General features: G+C 66.6%; 21 protein-coding genes. 10 read left to right on the forward strand and 11 right to left on the reverse strand.

All coding sequences use genetic code 11. The features are described from left to right. Nucleotides 1-110: 110 nt before the first annotated feature. From BDW16_RS18010 to BDW16_RS18050, 9 genes are all read right to left on the reverse strand, one after another. Nucleotides 111-1007, reverse strand: a complete 897-nt coding sequence (locus BDW16_RS18010) for an SDR family NAD(P)-dependent oxidoreductase (RefSeq protein ID WP_066574686.1) — start codon at nucleotides 1005-1007, stop codon at nucleotides 111-113. A gap of 354 nt (nucleotides 1008-1361) precedes the next feature. After that, on the reverse strand, nucleotides 1362-1667 hold the full coding sequence (locus tag BDW16_RS18015) for a hypothetical protein (RefSeq protein ID WP_066574684.1): 306 nt from the start codon (nucleotides 1665-1667) through the stop codon (nucleotides 1362-1364). Nucleotides 1668-1736: 69 nt separating this feature from the next. Next, nucleotides 1737-2426, reverse strand: a complete 690-nt coding sequence (gene phoB / locus BDW16_RS18020) for a phosphate regulon transcriptional regulator PhoB (protein WP_066574681.1) — start codon at nucleotides 2424-2426, stop codon at nucleotides 1737-1739. 1 nt (nucleotide 2427) lies between these two features. Then, a complete protein-coding gene (gene phoU / locus BDW16_RS18025; protein WP_066574677.1) occupies nucleotides 2428-3129 on the reverse strand; it encodes a phosphate signaling complex protein PhoU in 702 nt (233 codons plus the stop codon). Next, a complete protein-coding gene (gene pstB, locus BDW16_RS18030) occupies nucleotides 3129-3875 on the reverse strand; it encodes a phosphate ABC transporter ATP-binding protein PstB (protein ID WP_066575006.1) in 747 nt (248 codons plus the stop codon). The genes phoU and pstB overlap by 1 nt, the downstream gene beginning before the upstream one ends. Before the next feature lie 83 nt (nucleotides 3876-3958). Beyond that, complete coding sequence (gene pstA / locus BDW16_RS18035) at nucleotides 3959-5221, reverse strand: phosphate ABC transporter permease PstA (protein ID WP_066574676.1); 1263 nt, start codon at nucleotides 5219-5221, stop codon at nucleotides 3959-3961. Continuing rightward, nucleotides 5214-6587 (reverse strand): phosphate ABC transporter permease subunit PstC, encoded by a 1374-nt coding sequence (pstC, locus tag BDW16_RS18040; RefSeq protein WP_066574675.1) that lies wholly within the window; start codon nucleotides 6585-6587, stop codon nucleotides 5214-5216. Before pstC ends, pstA begins: the two co-directional genes overlap by 8 nt. A gap of 16 nt (nucleotides 6588-6603) precedes the next feature. Then, nucleotides 6604-7632, reverse strand: a complete 1029-nt coding sequence (locus BDW16_RS18045) for a substrate-binding domain-containing protein (protein WP_066574674.1) — start codon at nucleotides 7630-7632, stop codon at nucleotides 6604-6606. Nucleotides 7633-7717: 85 nt separating this feature from the next. Then, nucleotides 7718-8923: an ATP-binding protein gene (locus BDW16_RS18050; RefSeq protein ID WP_066574671.1), complete on the reverse strand. Its 1206-nt coding sequence runs from the start codon at nucleotides 8921-8923 to the stop codon at nucleotides 7718-7720. Nucleotides 8924-9020: 97 nt separating this feature from the next. On the opposite strand from BDW16_RS18050, the gene BDW16_RS18055 reads away from it, so the two are divergent. Genes BDW16_RS18055 through BDW16_RS18070 form a run of 4 tightly spaced genes read left to right on the forward strand, consistent with a single transcriptional unit; the run spans nucleotide 9021 to nucleotide 11571 of the window. After that, nucleotides 9021-9434, forward strand: coding sequence for a hypothetical protein (locus BDW16_RS18055; RefSeq protein WP_066574668.1), 414 nt, complete (start codon nucleotides 9021-9023; stop codon nucleotides 9432-9434). A 9-nt stretch (nucleotides 9435-9443) separates the two neighbouring features. Continuing rightward, nucleotides 9444-9713: an HPr-rel-A system PqqD family peptide chaperone gene (locus BDW16_RS18060; RefSeq protein WP_066574667.1), complete on the forward strand. Its 270-nt coding sequence runs from the start codon at nucleotides 9444-9446 to the stop codon at nucleotides 9711-9713. Then, a complete protein-coding gene (locus tag BDW16_RS18065) occupies nucleotides 9713-10576 on the forward strand; it encodes an HprK-related kinase A (protein ID WP_066574666.1) in 864 nt (287 codons plus the stop codon). Before BDW16_RS18060 ends, BDW16_RS18065 begins: the two co-directional genes overlap by 1 nt. Next, nucleotides 10573-11571, forward strand: coding sequence for a nucleotidyltransferase domain-containing protein (locus BDW16_RS18070; protein WP_066574664.1), 999 nt, complete (start codon nucleotides 10573-10575; stop codon nucleotides 11569-11571). Before BDW16_RS18065 ends, BDW16_RS18070 begins: the two co-directional genes overlap by 4 nt. On the opposite strand, the gene BDW16_RS18075 is transcribed toward BDW16_RS18070, so the two are convergent. Continuing rightward, nucleotides 11568-12248 (reverse strand): HAD-IA family hydrolase, encoded by a 681-nt coding sequence (locus tag BDW16_RS18075; RefSeq protein ID WP_066574662.1) that lies wholly within the window; start codon nucleotides 12246-12248, stop codon nucleotides 11568-11570. The genes BDW16_RS18070 and BDW16_RS18075 overlap by 4 nt on opposite strands. A gap of 80 nt (nucleotides 12249-12328) precedes the next feature. On the opposite strand from BDW16_RS18075, the gene glmU reads away from it, so the two are divergent. Genes glmU through BDW16_RS18105 form a run of 6 tightly spaced genes read left to right on the forward strand, consistent with a single transcriptional unit; the run spans nucleotide 12329 to nucleotide 17882 of the window. After that, on the forward strand, nucleotides 12329-13684 hold the full coding sequence (gene glmU / locus BDW16_RS18080; protein WP_066575005.1) for a bifunctional UDP-N-acetylglucosamine diphosphorylase/glucosamine-1-phosphate N-acetyltransferase GlmU: 1356 nt from the start codon (nucleotides 12329-12331) through the stop codon (nucleotides 13682-13684). Next, on the forward strand, nucleotides 13681-13992 hold the full coding sequence (locus BDW16_RS18085) for a hypothetical protein (RefSeq protein ID WP_066574660.1): 312 nt from the start codon (nucleotides 13681-13683) through the stop codon (nucleotides 13990-13992). Before glmU ends, BDW16_RS18085 begins: the two co-directional genes overlap by 4 nt. A gap of 21 nt (nucleotides 13993-14013) precedes the next feature. Next, nucleotides 14014-15837, forward strand: a complete 1824-nt coding sequence (gene glmS, locus BDW16_RS18090) for a glutamine--fructose-6-phosphate transaminase (isomerizing) (RefSeq protein WP_066574658.1) — start codon at nucleotides 14014-14016, stop codon at nucleotides 15835-15837. Between the two features lie 5 nt (nucleotides 15838-15842). Beyond that, the gene (gene modA, locus BDW16_RS18095) at nucleotides 15843-16598 is read left to right on the forward strand and encodes a molybdate ABC transporter substrate-binding protein (RefSeq protein WP_066574656.1); all 756 of its coding nucleotides are present in this window, start codon (nucleotides 15843-15845) and stop codon (nucleotides 16596-16598) included. Beyond that, nucleotides 16598-17287 carry a molybdate ABC transporter permease subunit gene (gene modB, locus BDW16_RS18100; RefSeq protein WP_066574653.1) on the forward strand — a complete coding sequence of 230 codons (690 nt, stop codon included), beginning with the start codon at nucleotides 16598-16600 and terminating at the stop codon, nucleotides 17285-17287. Before modA ends, modB begins: the two co-directional genes overlap by 1 nt. Then, the gene (locus BDW16_RS18105) at nucleotides 17277-17882 is read left to right on the forward strand and encodes an ATP-binding cassette domain-containing protein (protein WP_066574645.1); all 606 of its coding nucleotides are present in this window, start codon (nucleotides 17277-17279) and stop codon (nucleotides 17880-17882) included. The genes modB and BDW16_RS18105 overlap by 11 nt, the downstream gene beginning before the upstream one ends. Here the strand turns inward: BDW16_RS18105 and BDW16_RS18110 are convergent. Beyond that, nucleotides 17869-19161, reverse strand: a complete 1293-nt coding sequence (locus BDW16_RS18110) for a serine hydrolase domain-containing protein (RefSeq protein ID WP_083954186.1) — start codon at nucleotides 19159-19161, stop codon at nucleotides 17869-17871. The two genes, BDW16_RS18105 and BDW16_RS18110, sit on opposite strands and share 14 nt — an antisense overlap. Between the last annotated feature and the right edge of the window lie 37 nt (nucleotides 19162-19198).

Raw genomic sequence — 19198 nt, forward strand, 5'->3', positions numbered from 1 at the left:
GTTTCGGGCGGAACGAAGCACCCGGACCGCCGTAATCCGGCCGTTCGGGCGGTTCGCTGGATCATTCCGACTGCGAACGGATGTCTATTTTCCGCCGATTCCCGGCGGGATCAACGCTGAAGCTTGGCCATGATCGTCATCGCCTGTTCGCCGCCGGACTTGGGGACGATTTCTCCCATCCGGTCCGTAATAGCGCTCCAGTTCGCGGCGATACCCTCCGGGGTGAGATCCTCTCCCTCAAGCCGGACCCCCGGGGTCAGCGTGATATAGGCAGCCTGGAACACCCCGGCGCCTGCCCCGACGATCATGTTGGTCGGCGCATCCTCACTTACCAGGAACAGGGCCGCTGGCGCGACGCTTTCAGGCGTGAATGCCTGGAAAGCGGCTTCGGGGAAGATATCTTCGGTCATCCGTGTTCCCGCCGTGGGAGCGATGGTGTTGACGCGGATGTCGTACTTTGCGCCTTCCAGATACAGCGTCTTGGTGAGGCCGGCGAGCCCGAGCTTCGCTGCCCCGTAATTGGCCTGGCCGAAATTGCCGTAGAGGCCGGTCGAGGATGCTGTCATCAGGATGCGGCCATAATTCTGGTCGCGCATCGTCGACCAGACGGCCTTGGTGACGTTGGCCGAACCATTGAGATGAACGTCCACCACGAAGCGGAAATCTTCCGGCTCCATGTTCGCGAAGCTCTTGTCGCGAAGGACGCCGGCATTGTTGATCAGGATGTGGACGCCGCCCCATTTTTCTTTTGCGGCGGCGACCATCGCTTCCATCTGGGCATAGTCGGTGACGCTGCCGCCGTTGGCCAGCGCCTCGCCGCCCAGTGCCTCGATCTCCTCGACGACCTTTGCGGCGGCATCGGAGTGACCGGTACCGTCGCGTGAGCCACCAAGGTCGTTGACCACGACCCTTGCGCCGCGCCGCGCCAGCTCGAGCGCATAGGCGCGGCCGAGGCCACCTCCGGCTCCTGTCACGATCGCCACACGCCCGTCGAACCTGATCGCCATACCGCCTCCTCGAATCTTCGTACGGCTAGTGGCGCGCGCGCATCACTTTCGCAAGACTCGCAAAGAGAGTGAACGGCTCGCCAGTGCTAAATGGCACTCGACGGGACCGGTGGGTCTGAGCCATGTTCTCCCGGCCAACTGGCGGGGGGCTCAATGGTCAAGTGGTTGAAGGGGCGGTTGAATTGTCTGAGAGGGAAGCATACGCGCGCAGAGTCCGCCGTGCGTCCTGTCGGAGATACCTACGAAAGCAAATGTGCCTATTGCCACGTGCCGATGGTGCGGCTCTCCAAGCGAAACTGGATCGTGAAGCCCCGCTGACGATGGGCGCGACGGCGGACCGCCGCGCCCACGGAATCAGCCGCCGCGCTGGCGGCAATTGTCCGTCTGGCCTTTCTTGCACAGCGGATATTTCTGCAGCGGCGGCGGGGGCGGGAAGGCCTGACTCGGCGTCTGCGGGTTGGGCTGGAAGACCGGTTTCTGCCCGCTGCTGGTGTCGCCCTGGATCGCGGGCGTGGAGGGCTGATAGCCGCCGACGGGGTCCGGGGCGGGCGCGGCTTCGGGCGCACTAGCCGCCGGTGCGGCATGGGTGTCCTGGGCCAGCGCGGAGCCGCTGGTCATCGCGAGCGCCGCGGCAGCCGCGGCAACAGCGGGAAGCTTCATGGGATTCTCTCCTGACGTTGGTCGGGTCAGAGCATTTTGCTCAGCCCGCCAACGCGTCAGGGCAGGAATCTATCCCGCGTCGAGCGCGTATCCGGCCGAGCGCACCGTGCGGATGATATCGGGGCGGTTGCCGGTATTGATCGCCTTGCGCAGGCGCCGGATGTGCACATCGACGGTGCGGCTCTCGATGTCGCTGTCATGCCCCCATACCGCATCGAGCAGCCGCTCGCGCGAGAACACCCAGCCCGGATGCTCAAGGAAATGCTTGAGCAGGCGGAACTCAGTCGGGCCGAGCGGCACGACGTCGCCGCCACGGCGCACCTTGTGGCCGACCGTGTCCATCTCGATGTCCGAATAGGTCAGCGCCTCCCCGGCGAGCGCCGGGCGAACGCGGCGCAGCACCGCGCCGACGCGCGCGACCAGCTCGCGCGGCGAGAAGGGCTTGGTGACATAGTCGTCCGCGCCGGTCTCGAGCCCGCGAACGCGGTCCTCTTCCTCGCCGCGCGCCGTCAGCATGATGATCGGGACGTTGGCCGTCTCGCTCATCCGGCGCAGGCGGCGGCACACCTCGATCCCGGACAGGCTCTCGACCATCCAGTCGAGCAGGACGATGTCAGGGGCGCTTTCCTTGGCGAGCAGCAAAGCCTCCTCGCCGTCTGGGGTGTGGCGGACGTCGAAGTCCTCACGCTTGAAATGGTAGGTGAGCAGTTCGGCGAGTGCGGCATCGTCCTCGACCAGCAGCATGCGTGCGCGGCTCATGTCAGTTCTCCGCGGTATCCGTATCGCGATCGGCCAGATACTGTCCGGTTGCAGCGAAATACACCATCTCGGCGACGTTGGTGGCGTGATCGCCGATCCGTTCGATGTTCTTGGCGACGAACAGCAGGTGTGCGACCTCGCTGATCGTGCGCGGATTCTCGACCATATAGGTCACCAGCGTACGGAAGATGCTGTCGTAGAAGTCGTCCAGCCGTGCGTCCCGCTCGGACACGCGGATCGCCGCTTCGGCATCGCGGGCGGAGAAGGCGTCGAGCACGTCGTGCACCATGTCGCCCGCCATCTGCGCCATCGCCGGCAGCAGCGAGATCGCTTCGATCCGCTCGCCGTCGCTGGCGTGGATCAGCGGGGTGCGCTTGGCGATGTTCTTGGCATAGTCGCCGATGCGTTCGATCACGGCGGCGATCTTGAGCGCGGCGACCACTTCGCGCAGGTCATCGGCCATCGGCGCGCGCAGGGCGATGACGCGGACGGCGAGCTTCTCGACCTCAGCCTCAATCGCGTCGATTGCCTTGTCCTTGCGGCGCACTTCCTTGGCGAGCTTGGTGTCGCCCCGCTGAAGCGCGATCATCGCGTCGCGGATCGCTTCCTCGGCCAGCCCGCCCATTTGCGAGATCAGCGCACGCAGATGCTTGATGTCCTCGTCGAACGCCTTGACGGTATGTTCGTGACCGGTCGTCGCCATTACCCGTACCTTCCGGTAATATAGTCCTTGGTCCGCTCCTGACGCGGGGCGGTGAAGATCTGATCCGTCTCGCCATACTCGACCAGCGTGCCGAGGTGGAAGAAGGCGGTACGCTGCGAAACGCGCGCCGCCTGCTGCATGTTGTGCGTGACGATGACGATCGCGTAGCGGCCGCGCAGCTCGTGGATCAGCTCCTCGATCTTGGCGGTCGCGATCGGGTCGAGCGCCGAGCATGGCTCGTCCATCAGGATCACTTCGGGATCGACCGCGATTGCGCGGGCGATGCACAGGCGCTGCTGCTGGCCGCCCGACAGCGCGGTACCGCTGTCGTTCAGGCGATCCTTGACCTCTTCCCACAGGCCCGCCCGCTTGAGCGAGCGCTCGACGATCTGGTCCATGTCGCCCTTGGCGCGTGCCAGCCCGTGAATGCGCGGGCCGTAGGCGACATTCTCGTAGATCGATTTTGGGAAAGGGTTCGGCTTCTGGAACACCATGCCGACGCGTGCACGCAGCTGCACCACGTCCATCGACTTGTCGTAGATGTTCTCGCCGTCAAGCGTGATCTCGCCCTCGACCCGCGCGCTCGCGACGGTGTCGTTCATGCGGTTGAGCGTGCGCAGGAAGGTCGACTTGCCGCAGCCCGAGGGGCCGATAAAGGCAGTGACATTCTCCATATCGACGTCGATCGAGACGTCGCGGATCGCCTGTTTCTCGCCATAGAAGACGTTGACGCCGCGCGCCGCCATCTTGGCGTGTTCAGCCGGCCGTGCGGGAGCGGCGCTGGTGTCGGCGGAGTCTGCTAGGTCGGTTTGGGTCATAACTGAGGTCATCACCAGCGGGTCTCGAATTTGTTGCGAAGATAGATGGCGAGGGCGTTCATCGCGAGCAGGAAAGCCAGGAGCACGATGATCGCCGCGCTGGTCTTCTCGATGAAGCCGCGGCTGACCTCGTCCGACCAGAGAAAGATCTGGACGGGCAGCACGGTGGCGGGATCGAACACGCCGCCCGGCGGCGTGACGATGAAGGCGCGCATGCCGATCAGCAGCAGCGGCGCTGTCTCGCCCAGCGCACGCGCCATGCCGATGATCGTGCCGGTGAGGATGCCGGGCAGTGCGAGCGGCAGCACATGATGGAAGACCACCTGTACGCGGCTGGCGCCAATGCCCAGCGCGGCGTCGCGGATCGATGGCGGCACGGCCTTGATCGCGTTGCGTCCGGCGATGACGATCACAGGCATGATCATCAGCGCAAGCGTCAACCCGCCGACCAGGGGCGCCGAGCGTGGCAGCCCGAGCATGCCCAGGAACACGGCCAGGCCGAGCAGGCCGAAGATGATCGAGGGCACCGCGGCGAGGTTGTTGATCGAAACCTCGATCAGGTCGGTCCAACGGTTCTTGGGGGCATATTCCTCAAGATACACGGCCGAGAGCACGCCGATCGGGAAGGCGATCAGCAGCGTCACCAGCATGGTGAGCATCGAGCCCTTGAGCGCCCCCCAGATGCCTACCGCGGTGGGATCGGTCGAGTCGGCGCGGCTCAGGAAGCTCGCGTTGAAGCCGCTCTGCAGTGCACCCCGTTCGCGCAGTTGCTGGACGATCGTGCGGAACTCCGGCTCGCCGCCGCCGTCCGCGGCGGCATCGAGCTCGCTCGATGCCGGCACCCAGATATGCGTACTCTGGCTCAGCAGATTGGGGTCTTCCTTGATCGCGTCCCGAACGGCGGTCCAGGCGTTCTCGGCGATCAGCTCCTCGCCCTTCTCGCCGAACGCCGCGGTCGCGGCGTTCTGGACGCGATCCTCCAGGCCTGCACCCGCCAGCGCCAGATCGGCGCCGCGCGTGGCAAGCTGGGCGCGATCGACCTCGAGCGGCGCCGACTTGAAGTCGATCGGCAACGAAACCTCGGTCCGCATGAACCCGGCGGCGCCGTTGCCGATCATCGTGGCGAGCAGGAAGAACAGGAACGCCGCCGAGATGACGACCGCGCTCATGCCGATCAGCCGAAACCGGCGTTCGGCGCGATAGCGCTTGCGGATGCGCTTCTGCATCTCATCCGTCTTCCAGTCGGTGGGCGCGCGGTGGCTCAGCTCACTCATATGCTTCGCGATACTTCTTCACGACGCGCAGGGCGACGATGTTGAGGAGGAAGGTGATCATGAACAACGTCAGGCCCAGCGCGAAGGCGGCGAGGGTCTTGGGGCTGTCGAACTCGGCCTCGCCGGTCAGCAGATCGACGATCTGCTTGGTGACGGTGGTGGCGCTCTCGAACGGATTGAGCGTGATGTTGGCGGCGCCGCTCGCGGCCATCACAACGATCATCGTCTCGCCGATCGCTCGGCTGACCGCGAGCAGCACGCCTGCGACCACCCCCGGGAGCGCGGCCGGCAGCAGCACGCGGCGGATCGTCTCGCTGGTCGTCGCGCCCATCGCCAGGCTGCCGTCGCGCATTGCGCGAGGTACCGCGGCGATCGAATCGTCGGCCATGGAAGAGACGAACGGGATGATCATCACGCCCATGACGAGCCCCGCTGACAGTGCGCTCTCGGAGCTGGCATAGGTGAAGCCCAATGAAACCGCGACGTCGCGGATCGCGGGGCCGACGGTGAGCGCGGCGAAATAGCCATAGACCACGGTCGGTACGCCTGCGAGGATTTCGAGCAGCGGCTTCATCCACTGGCGCACCGCGGGGCGGGCATATTGAGTGAGGTAGATCGCGCTCATCAGCCCGAAGGGGATGGCGACGAGCATCGCAATCACCGCGCCGATGAAGAAGGTGCCCCAGAACAGCGGCACTGCGCCTAGCGTCGCGCCCGGATCAGCCGGGTCGATCACCTGTGGGCTCCACAATGTGCCGAACAGGAAATCGGTGATCGGCACCATCGAGAAGAAGCGCAGCGATTCGAACAGCAGCGACAGGAAGATGCCGAGCGTGGTCAGGATCGCGATGAGCGATGCGACCAATAGGGCGAGCATCACCGTCCGCTCGACGCGGGTGCGCGCGCGGAACTCAGCCTTGATGCGGGTATAGGCGAATGCACCGGTCGCGAAGGCGAGCAGGATTGCGATGCCGGTGCCCAGCCAGCCGTAGAAGCGGCTGGCCTGACTGTAGATCGGAGCGAGCTGCTCGGCGAGCGGATAGAAGCCGTAGCCGCCGCCCGCCGCCCGCGCGCGTACCTCGTTGAGGATCGCGTCGCGCTCGTATCCGAACAGTGGTAGGCCCGATGCCTGCGGCGCCTTCAGCACCGCATCGGTGGCGAGGCTCGGCGTAAGGATGCCCCATGCAATCACGAAGATCAGGGCCGGGATGACCGTCCACATCGCCACGTACAGGCCGTGCTGGCCCGGGAGCGAATGGAGCCGGTGCTTGCTGGCCGCACCGAACCGCGCGGCGCGCGCGCGGCCGGTGAGCCAGGCGATGACGCCCAGCCCCGCGACGAGGAAGAGAAGCGCGTAGGGGTTCACGGGGCTGGCTCTCGCCTTACTTCAGCGACGCGGCGTCGAGCACCGTCTCGCTGTCGATCGCCTTGGTCGCGGCGTCGCGCGCAGCCTGCGGGCTGGCGATCAGGCCGCGCTTCACCAGCGGGCCGTCCGGCGCCCACATCTGCGAATACTGGGTCAGGAACTCCTTGAGCCCCGGTACCGCCTTCAGATGCTGCTTCTTGACGTAGATGTAGAGCGCGCGGGCGCCGGGGTAACTGTTGCCGGCGATCGTCTCATAGCTCGGCGTCACGCCGTCGATCGGCACGCCATGCAGGCGCTGCTTGTTCTCTTCGAGATAGGAATAGCCGAAGATGCCGAGCGCGTTCGGGTCGGTAGACAGCTTCTGGACGATGAGGTTGTCGTTCTCGCCCGAGTCGACATAGGCGGCGTCGCTCCGGATCAGCAGGCAGAGATTCTCGAACTTGTTCTTGTCCGAATCCTTGAGCGCCTTGGCCTCGGGATTGGCTTCCTCGCAGCCCTTCTCCAGGATCAGCTCGGCGAACGCATCGCGCGTGCCGCTGGTCGAGGGCGGGCCGAGCACCTTGATCGGGATCGCCGGAAGCGACGCATTGACGTCCTTCCAGGTCTTCGCCGTGTTGGGCTTGCCCATCGGGTTGGCAGCGAGAGCCAGGTAGATGTCCTTGCGGGTCAGCGACAGTTTCGGGCCGGCGTTGGATTCGGCCAGCGCGATGCCGTCATTGCCGATCTGGATCTCCATCACCTCGGTGACGCCATTCTTCTGGCACAGCTCCAGCTCCGACTTCTTCATCCGGCGCGATGCGTTGACGATATCCGGGTGCGCGACGCCGATGCCGCCGCAGAACAGCTTCATGCCCGCGCCGGTGCCGCCTTGCTCGATCACAGGGGCCTTGGCCTGGGTGCTCTTGTTGACGAAGGCTTCGGCGACGGCGGTGGTGAACGGATAGACGGTCGAGGAACCGACCACCTTGATCTGGTCACGGGTCGCCTGACGGTCGCAGCCGGCAAGCGCCAGCGCGGTGAGCGCGATCAGAGTGAAGCTGCGCATCTGAAAAGTCCCCTCGGCCGTTTTGCGAGTCGCGAGTGGCGGGTGGCCGGCCCCGTCGTCGGGCCTGTGTTGCAGTTGCGTTACGTTATGATGACAACGACCCCGGATGGGGGGCGGTGGGCAGAAGAATCGTCACTGACGTACCCGTACCGACGGTGCTGGCGATATCCAATCGTCCGCGATGCCGCTCGACGATATGCTTGACGATGGCGAGGCCGAGGCCGGTGCCGCCCGCGGCGCGGCTGCGGCTCGAATCGACGCGATAGAATCGTTCGGTCAGGCGGGGCAGATGCTCGGGCGCGATCCCTTCGCTCTCATCCGTCACCGACAGCCGCACCATCGATTCGCCCGCGGCACGAAGCGAGACCGAGACGGGGGTTCCGGCGCGGCCGTACTTCATCGCGTTGCCGACGATATTGTGGAGCAGCTGCGAGAGCTGGACGCGATCGCCGCGGATCGGGACTACGGGATCGGCATCGACCACGATATCTCCCGCGCGCTTCGGCGAGAGCGCGGCAAGCTCGGCCTGAACCTCGTCGATCAGCAAGGGCAGGTCGACCGAATCGTCGGGCGCGCGATATTTCTCCGCCTCGATCCGCGACAACGACATGAGGTCGTCGATCAGCCGCTGCATCCGCCGCGCCTCATTGCCCATGACGCCCAGAAAGCGCGTTCGGGTCTCGGGATCGTCGGCGGCGTCCTCCAGTGTCTCGATGAAGCCGAGGATCGAGGCGAGCGGCGTGCGTAGCTCGTGGCTGGCATTGGCGACGAAATCGACACGGATGCGGTCGGCGGCGTGGCTGCCGGTGCGGTCGCCCAGATGCACGATACGATGTCCGCCCGGCAGCGTGCGTACCCGCATCTCCCAATGCTGGTCCCGCGCGCCAAGGCCGACCAGCTGGATCGGGGCGCCGGAAGCGTCCTCGGGATTGAGCAGGCGTTCCGCAGCGGCGGGGTGGCGGATCGCGACGCGGACGTCCTCGCCCAATATATGTGCACCGAGCAGCGTCCGCGCGGCCTGATTGGCGGCGATGACGCGATTCTCGGCGACCAGTAGCACCGGCTCGAAGATCGCCTCGATCGCGTCGGCGATGCTGTCGGCGACGGGGGCGGGGGCAAGGAGACCGGATGCCGCATGTTCGGCCGGCGAAGCGGCGATCATTGCGGCAATAATCGCGCCGACCAGCGCGATTCCGCCAGCCTCGATCCCGGCTGCCAGCAAGGCCGCAATGGCCGTGACGAGCACGGTGAGCAGCACGAAAGCGGTGCGGGTTCTGGAAAGCCCAAACATAACGGGGCTCTAGCCCACATCCGGGACACTTCGCCACCGCTTCGGTGCTTGCGCCCGATTCACCTTTGTGAAAGGCAGATGTGGCAGGGAGTAGAGCATGGCCGACGAACATTCCCAGGATAGCGGGCCGGACGCAGGTGAGACGTCGCGGCCGAGTCGCCGCGCGCTGATGCTGGGCGCCGCGAGCGCTTCGGCGATCGTCTCGATCAAGCCGGCGCTGGCGCAGACCGCGGGGTCGGTGCTCAATTGCGAGATCCCCGTGCCCGATCCGGGCCGTGCGGGCAGCTATATCGATGCCAATGGAAAGGTCGTGCCGCCGGGAACCAAGGGGGCGTTTCCGCCGGCCGTGCGGCCCTTCCGGGGCGAGGACGTCAGGAAGGCGATGAACGGTGGGATCCTGCCGGGCACGAGTTCCGAGCAGAGCCGCGCCTATACCAACTATATCCGCCGCCTGCAGCGCGGGACGAGCGGCTTTACCTGTTTTGCATCGCTCCAGATGCCGCGCGGCTAGGCGCCGTCCGTGACTCGCTATCGCGCCGCGCCCGCCGCGACGCTTCGGATCGTACCGCTCGATGTCCTGACTTTGGTCTATCATCGATCATCGGGAATCACGCATGTCGTCGATGCGCCGGTGCCGGAACTGCTCGACACACTTGGTGGCCGATCGCTTACGCTCGATGAGACGTTGACCGCGCTCGCGGCGGCACATGACCTGATCGATCCGGATCGCGCTGCACTGGCGGCGCGGCTTGACGAACTGGTCGCCGCAGGTCTGGTCGAGACGGTCTGATGCGCCATTCGACGCAACTCCGCATCGGCCCGGTGGGCTTCCGCGTCGGCAGCGATTGGCGCGCGCCGGTTGCGGCGCTGGAAGACCTGTATCGCGACTATCCTGCCCCACAGGACGGCATCCCGGACTTCAACGTGCGCCTGTTCGCTGCGCGCTTCTGGCGGCGCTGGGTGCGGCCGTCGGTGCAGATCGGCGGGGACTTCGTTATCCCGGACGCCGCTCCGCTGCCGCTGGCACAGGGGCTCCTGGCGGCGGAGATGGCGATGAACCTGCAGATGGCGCTGGGCCAGCGCCGCTATCTGCTGTTGCATGCCTCGGCGGTCGAGCGCGACGGCAAGGTGCTTTTGATGACCGGCGAATCCGGGGCGGGTAAGTCGACGCTGGCGGCGTTGCTGATGACGCGCGGGTGGCGCCTTCTGGGGGACGAGTTTGCATTGCTCGACCCCGCGACGGGGCTGGTACATGGCTTTCCGCGGCTGATCAGCCTCAAGAACGACGCGATCGGTGTGATGGCGCGCGAGGCGAAGGGCGGGCGCTGGGGGCCGTTGCTGGAGGGCACGCCCAAGGGCACGATCCGGCATCTGGTGCCAGACGCCCGGTCGATCGCAGCGATGGCCGAACCGGCAAAGCCCGCTTTTGTGCTGTTTCCCTCCTTCGGCTTCGAACCGGCCGAGCGCGAGGTGTTTCCGAGCGAATGCTTCGTGCGCCTGACCCAGGCATCGACCAACTACGTCGCGCTGGGCGAAGCCGGGTTCGATGCGCTGACCGGGCTGGTGCGCGACGTGCCGGCGCGGGCGATCGACTATCCCGACACCCGCACCGCGATCGCGACGGTCGAACGGCTGTGGAGCGAACTCGCATGAGCGGGGTGCTGCTCGCACAGGCGTTGCGCGACCCTGCCTCGGTCGAGGGGCTGAATGCGGCGAGCTGGACGACATTGCTCGCCGCCGCGCGGGCAGAGCAACTGATCGGGACACTGGCCTGGCGCGTCGAGGGGCTGAGGATACCCGACGCGGCACGCCGCGTGCTGGGGGATGCGCGCGCGGCGGTCGAGCAGGGGCGGCTGGTCGCGCTGTGGGAGGCGGAGATGGCGCGGCGTGCACTCGCCCCGACCGGAATGCCCGTCGTGCTGCTCAAGGGCACGGCGTTCGTCGCGGCAGGGCTGTCGGCGGGGCAGGGACGCCAGATCGGCGATCTCGATATCCTCGTGCCGCGTGAGCGGATCGGCGACGCCGAGGCGGCGCTGATCGCGGCGGGATGGGAATGGGTGAAGCCCGATCCCTATGACGACGACTATTACCGCCGCTGGATGCACGAGCTGCCGCCGCTGATCCACCGCGAGCGCGACCGGATGATCGACGTCCACCACACGATCCTGCCGCTCACCGCGCGGATCACGCCCGACGCGGCGGCGCTGATCGAGAGCCGCGTCGCGCTGGAGAACGGGCTGTTCGTGCTGCCGCCCGAGGGGATGGTGGTCCATGCCGCCGCACATCTGTTCGCGGATGGCGATTTGCAGGGCGGGTTGCGCAACCTGTGGGATATCCGCTGCCTGACCGAGGAGTTCGGGAGCGCCGAGTTCGGGTTGGAGCTCGCCGCTTGCGCTGCGCAGCACGGCCTGACACGCGAGGTGGAGCGGGCGCTACGTCTCTCGGATTATCTTTTCGGCGAAGGCGCGGATCTGAAGCTGGTCGATCGCCTCTATGTTCGCCGCCTGCTCGCCCGCGACGGTTGGGGCCGGCCGACGCGCAAGCTGACCGAGCTGGCCTTCTACCTGCGCGGCCATTGGCTGCGGATGCCGCCGCTCATGCTGGCGCGGCACCTGTGGACGAAATGGCGGAAAGCCAAAAATAGCTAGCAGGCGCCGCCCAGCTGGATGAGCGCGAGAACCAGCTCGTCATAGCCGTCGATCACCGCGTCCGCGCCTAGTTCCTCGACCGGCTGCATCAGGAAGCCGAAGCTGACGGCAATCGACGGAATGCCGGCGTTTTTCGCTGCCTGGATGTCGTAGATCGAATCGCCGACGAACGCGGCGCGCCCGCCGCCACAGCGCGCGATCATCTCGTGGATCGGCGCGGCGGAGGGCTTGGCGTTGCCCTTGCCCATCGTGTCGCCGCCGATCACGCAGGCGAAGCGATGATCAAGGCCAAGCTGCGCCACCAGCTTCGTCGCGAACCGCTCGAACTTGTTGGTGACGATCGCGACCTTCACGCTGCGCGAGTCGAGATCGTCCAGCGCGGCCATCAATCCGGGGAAGGCGACCGTGCCGCGCGTCAGATTGGCATCATAGTAATCGAGCAGTTCGGGATAGACGCGGCTCATCGTTTCCGCGTCATAGCCACCCGATGCCTCAAGCCCCTGTTCGAGCATATGCTTGGCGCCCCGGCCAAGCATCGACTTGACCGCGTCGAGGGAAAGCAGAGGCCGGCCCGCCAGCGCAAGCGCGTGATTGGTCGCGGCGGCGAGGTCGGCACTGGTGTCGAACAACGTGCCGTCGAGATCGAAGCCGACAATGTCGAAAGGGAAATTGGTCATATCGGCGCAAATGCCTGCCCAGCTATGGAAATTGCAATATGATCGTGGCAGGGGCGCGCGACTGGAGGCCGATTTCGACCATGACCACATCACCCATCGCCGCTGTCATCCTGGCCGCGGGCAGCGGCACGCGGATGAAGTCGGATCTGCACAAGGTTCTGCACCCGATTGCCGGGCGGCCGATGCTGCTGCATCTGATCGATACTGTCGCCAGCCTGTCGCCCGAGCGGGCGGTGGTGGTGGTCGGCGCGCGCCGTGAGCAGGTCGAGGCCGCGGTGGCGCCGCATGGCGTGGCCAGCGCACATCAGGCCGAACAGCTCGGGACCGGTCACGCCGTCATGCAGGCGCGCGAGGCACTGGCTGGCTTCGACGGCGACGTGCTGGTCCTCTACGGCGACGTGCCGCTGGTGACCGAAGAGACGATGCGTCGGATGGTCGGTCGGCTGCACGAGTCCGACGCGCCCAGCGTGGTGGTGCTTGGCTTCCGCCCTGCCGATGCCGCCGCCTATGGCCGGGTGATCGTCGACGGCGGCGGCCGGATCGAGAAGATTGTCGAATATAAGGACGCCTCACCCGAGGAGCGCGCGGTGACGTTGTGCAATTCCGGCCTGATGGCGGTGCGATCGGCCGACCTGTTTGCCCTCCTCGACCGGCTGGGCAACGACAATGCCGCGAGCGAATATTATCTGACTGACATCGTCGAGCTTGCCAACGCGCATGTGCGCGGTGCGGCGGTGATCGAGACCGATGCGGCCGAAGTGGCCGGGGTGAACAGTCGCAGCGATCTGGCGGCGGTGGAGGCTGCTTGGCAGCAGGTGCGCCGAGCGCGGGCGATGGCCGAAGGCGTGACGCTGACCGCGCCGGAGACGGTGTGGTTCGCCTATGATACGGTGCTGGGCCGCGATGTGACCGTCGAACCCAATGTCGTGTTCGGCCCGGGGGTAACGGTTGCGGATGACGTCAATATCCGCGCCTTCAGCCATATCGAGGGCGCAAGCATCGCGACCGGCGCCGAGATCGGCCCCTATGCCCGGCTGCGCCCCGGCACGGTAGTGGGCGAGAAGGCGAAGATCGGCAATTTCGTCGAGACCAAGAAGACGGTGCTGGGCAAGGGGGCGAAGGCGAATCACCTCACCTATCTGGGCGATGCTGAGGTCGGCGCTGGGGCGAACATCGGCGCGGGGACCATCACCTGCAACTATGACGGCTTCTTCAAATACGGCACGCGGATCGGCGCGGGCGCTTTCATCGGGTCGAACAGCGCATTGGTCGCGCCGGTAGCGATCGGCGAGGGCGCGATCGTGGCGGCGGGCGCGGTGGTGACCAAGGACGTCGAGGCCGATGCTTTGGCGCTGGTGCGCCCCGAACAGGTGGCCAAGCCTGGCTGGGCGAAGCGGTTTAGAGCGATGATGCAGGCGAGGAAGGCAACGAAATGAGTGACCGCTACGAAGGCAAGCCCTTCCTCCGTCTGGTCGATTGCTATGTGCTCGATGCGATCGGGCATCTCGATCCCGATCAGGATGCGCAATTGATCGAGATGACGCCGAAGTTCCGCGAGATCTTCGGCGAACAGGGCGATTGGCGCGAGATCGTGGTGGCGCGGATGCAGTTCCCCGAAGGCATGGCGGGTGCAATCCGCCAGGTCTGGGACAGCGGCCATGCCCGGTTCGTCGCGGCGAACGGGCGCGCGCCCGACCCGGAGGAATTTACCCGGTTCTTCGTCGATACCAATTTTCCGCACTGATGCGGCTGGGGATGAACTGAAATGTGTGGAATTGTCGGAATCCTGGGCAAGGAAGATGTCGCCGACCGGCTGCTCGACGGGCTCAAGCGTCTCGAATATCGCGGCTATGACTCGGCGGGCATCGCAACGATCGTCGACGGCGCGATCGATCGCCGCCGCGCGTCGGGCAAGCTGATCAACCTCGGTCGAGAACTGGCGGCGGATCCGCTGCCCGGCCATGTCGGCATCGCACACACGCGCTGGGCGACGCATGGCGGCCCGACCACCAATAACGCCCATCCGCACGCGACGAGCGAGGTGGCGCTGGTCCACAACGGGATCATCGAGAATTTCAAGCCGCTGCGCGAGGAACTGCTGGCGCGGGGCCGCAAGCTGGAGAGCGAGACCGACACCGAGATCGTCGCGCATCTGGTGAGCGAGCAGGTCGAGAATGGCGTCGATCCGGTCGAGGCGGTGAAGGGCGTGCTGCCGCGGCTGCATGGCGCCTTCGCGCTGGCCATCCTGTTCCGCCAATATCCCGACATGCTGATCGGCGCGCGGCTCGGCTCGCCGCTGGTGGTCGGCTATGGCGACGATGAAACCTATCTTGGTTCCGACGCACTGGCGCTTGCCCCGCTGACCCAGCGCATCTCGTATCTGGAGGAGGGCGACTGGGTCGTGCTGACCCGCTCGGGCGTTCAGGTCTATGATGTCGATAACAATCCGGTCGATCGGCCGATCGTCAACTCGGGCGCGTCGGGCCAGCTGATCGACAAGGGCAATCATCGCCACTTCATGGCGAAGGAGATCTACGAGCAGCCGATCGTGGTGGCGCAGACGCTGCGCGGTTATCTCCAGCGGCTCGAGGATACGGTGACGCTGCCGATCCCCGACTTCGACCTGTCTTCGGTCAAGCGCGTGACGATCGTGGCATGCGGCACCAGCTATTATGCCGGGATGGTCGCCAAATACTGGTTCGAGCAGTTTGCGCGCGTCGCGGTCGACATCGATGTCGCCTCCGAGTTCCGCTATCGCGCGCCGGTGATGGAGGATGGCGGGCTGATGATCGTCATCAGCCAGTCGGGCGAGACCGCCGATACGCTCGCCGCTTTGCGCCACGCCAAGGCGGAGGGGCAGACGATTGCCGCCGTGGTCAACGTGCCAACCAGCACGATGGCCCGCGAGGCGGACCTGCTGCTACCCACCCATGCCGGGCCGGAGATCGGCGTCGCGTCGACTAAGGCGTTCACCTGCCAGCTCGCGGTGCTCGCCGCGCTTGCTGCCAATCTGGCCAAGGCGAAGGGGCGGATGGACGCGGCCGAGGAGAAGGAGATCGTCCGGCATCTGGCCGAGGCGCCGGCCGCGCTCAACGCCGCGCTCGCCTATGACGAAGCGATCGAGGGAATGGCAGGTGCGGTCGCTGGTGCGCGTGACGTGCTCTATCTGGGGCGCGGGACCGACTATCCGCTGGCGCTGGAAGGTGCGCTCAAGCTCAAGGAAATCAGCTACATCCACGCCGAAGGCTATGCCGCGGGCGAGATGAAGCATGGGCCGATCGCGCTGATCGACGAGAATGTGCCGGTGATCGTGATCGCGCCATCGGGGCCGTTGTTCGAGAAGACCGTCAGCAATATGCAGGAAGTGCAGGCGCGTGGCGGAAAGGTCGTGCTGATCAGCGACTATGACGGGATCGCGGCGGCGGGTGACGGATGCATCGCGACCATCACCATGCCCAAGGTCCATCCGCTGATCGCGCCGATCGTCTACGCGGTGCCCGTCCAGCTGCTCGCCTATCATGTCGCAGTCGCCAAGGGCACCGATGTCGACCAGCCACGTAACCTCGCCAAGTCGGTGACGGTGGAATAGCCGCAATGCGCATCGCGCGCCGCTGGCTGATCGGGCTCGCGCTAGGGCTGGGCCTGGCGGCGATCCCGGCAGCGGCGCAGGGGCGCGACGGGCCGCTGGTACTGGCGGCGGCGAGCCTGCAGGAATCGATGACCGCCGCGGCCGATGCCTGGGCGCACAAGGGGCATCCACGGCCGGTGATCTCGTTCGCCGCATCCTCTGTGCTGGCGCGGCAGGTGACGGCGGGTGCGCGGGCGGATCTGTTCGTGTCGGCGGATCTGGAGTGGATGGATTTCCTCGATCAGCGGGCGATGCTCGCGCCGGCCACGCGCGCGCCGTTTCTCGGCAACCGGCTGGTGCTGGTCGCGCGGGCGACTACCCTGGCCGAGCGGCGGCCGCTGGCAGCGATGCTGCGCGGGCGGATCGCGGTGGCCGATCCGGCGTCGGTGCCGGCGGGGCGCTATGCCGAGGAGGCGCTGCGTAAACTCAAGCTCTGGGGCAAGGCCGCGCCGCAACTGGTTCGGGCGGAGAATGTGCGCGCGGCGCTGGCATTGGTCGAGCGTGGCGCGGCTCCTTATGGCATCGTTTACGCAACCGACGCGCGGGCTTCGGCGCGGGTACGCGTCGCGGGTGTGTTCCCGCAATCGAGCCACCCGCCGATTGTCTATCCGCTCGCGCGGCTGAAGACCTCAACGCACCCCGAGGCGGAAGGCTTTCGGCGGTTTCTGCTGTCGGGCGAAGGCCGTGCGATCTTCTTCCGCTTCGGTTTCTCGCGGCGCTGATGCTGGAAGGCGGTATCTGGCCGGTCGTCGCTCTGTCGCTCAAGGTCGGGCTGGTCGCGACCGTCGTCACGCTGCCGATTGCCTTCGCACTCGCCTGGCTGCTCGCCCGCACGCGCTTTCCGGGAAAGATCCTGATCGACGGGCTGGTGCATCTGCCCCTCGTCGTGCCGCCGGTGGTGACCGGTTGGCTGCTGCTGCTTGCCTTCGCGCCCGCGGGCCCGGTGGGCGGCTGGCTCGAGAACTGGTTCGGGATCAGCGTCATGTTCCGCTGGACGGGCGCGGCGATCGCGGCGGGGGTGATGGCGCTGCCGCTGATGGTGCGCGCGATGCGCCTGTCGATCGAGGCGGTCGATCGGCGGCTGGAGAATGCGGCGCGCACTCTGGGCGCGAGCCGGGAGCGGGTGTTCCGGACGATCACCCTGCCGCTCGCGCTTCCCGGCGTGCTGGCCGCAGCGGTGCTCGGCTTCGCGCGGGCGCTGGGTGAATTCGGGGCGACGATCACCTTCGTCTCCAACGTGCCGGGCGAGACCCAGACCTTGCCGCTCGCCATCTATGCTGCGCTCCAGACGCCCGATGGCGAGGCGCAGGTACTGCGGCTGGCGCTGATCTCGGTCGCGCTGTCGCTCGCGGCGCTGGTGGCGTCGGAACTGCTCGCGCGCCGGGCAGGGCGGGGCGTGCATGTCCTTTGACATCGCGATCGAGAAGCGCCGGGGCGATGCGCAGATCAGTTGCCGGATCGAAGGCGGCGAGGGGATCATCGTGCTGTTCGGCCCCTCGGGCGTCGGCAAGACCAGTGTGCTGGACATGGTCGCGGGGCTGCTGGAGCCGGACACGGGCCATGTGCGCGTCGGCGGCGAGACATTGTTCGATGCGGCCATCGGCGAGGATGTTCCCCCTGAGCGCCGCCGCGCCGGATATGTGTTCCAGGATGCGCGGCTGTTCCCGCATCTCAGCGTCCGCGCGAACCTGCTCTACGGCGCGGGCGGCGATCCGTCCGGGCTGGGCGATCTGGCGGCCCGGTTCGATATCGCGCATCTGCTCGACCGCTGGCCACGCTCGCTTTCGGGCGGCGAGGCGCGGCGCGTGGCGATCGGGCGGGCGCTGCTGGCCAAGCCGCGCTTCCTGCTGCTCGACGAGCCGCTTTCGTCGCTCGACCGCGCGCGGCGCGAAGAGGTGACGCGAGTGATCGAGCGACTGCGCGACGAAGCGGCGCTCCCGATCCTGATGGTCACTCACGATCCCGTCGAAGCCGAACGGCTGGGGCAGCGGATTATCGAGATCTAGGCGGGGCCTGTATAGCACCGGCCGTGGGCGTCGCGGAAGCGCCCGGTGGTGCGGTGAACTCGAGCCAGTCCGTGAACGGCAAGCCATAAAGCAGGTCGAAGAACTCCAGCTGCAATCGCGCCGGCTTGCCCGTGTTGCTGTTCCACAGCATCACGATCCCGCTCTTGTCAGCCGGGTCGAACAGAACGAGCGAGCCATAGCCGTCCACCGATCCGCGATGCCCGACCAGCGGGTGGCCGGCATAGACGAAGCTGCGCCAGCCCAATCCGTAGGATGCGTCCGTCAGCGCGCGATCCATCGGCCCGCGCGGTCCATGCGGCGGCGTCGGGACGCGGGCGCGGTGCATGGTTTCGAGCGCGGCCGGTGACAGCACGCTTGGCGCATTGCCCATCTGCGTCTGCATCCAGATCAGCAGGTCGCGGATCGACGAATTGACCCCGCCCGCGGCGGGCACGCGGTAATAGGCGTCGTTGACCGTGACGAGCGCCTTGCCCTTGCGGTGCGGCTGCGCCCAGCTTGTCGCGGTTTGCAGCCCCGCGCGGCCGATACTGGCGTTGCGCATCCCCAGTGGCTCGAACAGGCGTTTGCGCGCTAGGCTGGCATAGTCCTCGCCGGTCGCGTTCTCGACGATCTCGGTCGCGGCGTCATAGGCGATATTCTGATAGCCGTAGCAGGTTCCCGGCGGGCAATGGACGGGCAGGGTGCCCAGCGCGGCGCGCAAAGCCCTCGGGTCGTCACCCGCTTCCAGCCGGTCGTCCCAAGCGTTCCGGACCAGCCCGACGCGGTGCGACAAGAGGTTGGCGACGGTGACGTTGCTCCAATCGCCGGGCAGCGTCAGCGTCGTGTTCAACGACGCCACCGGCGCGTTGAGCGACAGCTTCCCTTCCTCGACAAGCTTGATCACCAGCGCAGAGGCGACGCCCTTGGACACCGATGCCCAGCGGAACACCGTGTCCGGGGTCACGGCGGTGCCGCTATGCGCGACCGTCTCGCCGAAACCCTTGACGAAGCGGACCTGCCCGTTCTCGACCGTCCCGACCGCAAGGCCGGCCATATCCGGCTCCTGCATCAGTCGCGCAATGCGTGCCTCTAGCCGCATGTAATCGACGCGTGCTGGGGTTTCGGGCCGATGCACCTCGCCATTCGCGGTCGCCTCGGGCGGTTGAGCGGGCGTGGATTGGAGCGTGGCGAAGTGGGAGGCGGTGAGAACGCCCGCGCCCAGCGTCAGCACGGAAAGCGCGATCAATGCCTTGCGTCGCCCGGTACTCAATAGGCGCATCTGCGTTCCAATTTCGCGCGTGCGGATCAGGGGGAAC

It is taken from the genome of Sphingomonas koreensis (genome assembly GCF_002797435.1).
Classification (GTDB): domain Bacteria; phylum Pseudomonadota; class Alphaproteobacteria; order Sphingomonadales; family Sphingomonadaceae; genus Sphingomonas; species Sphingomonas koreensis.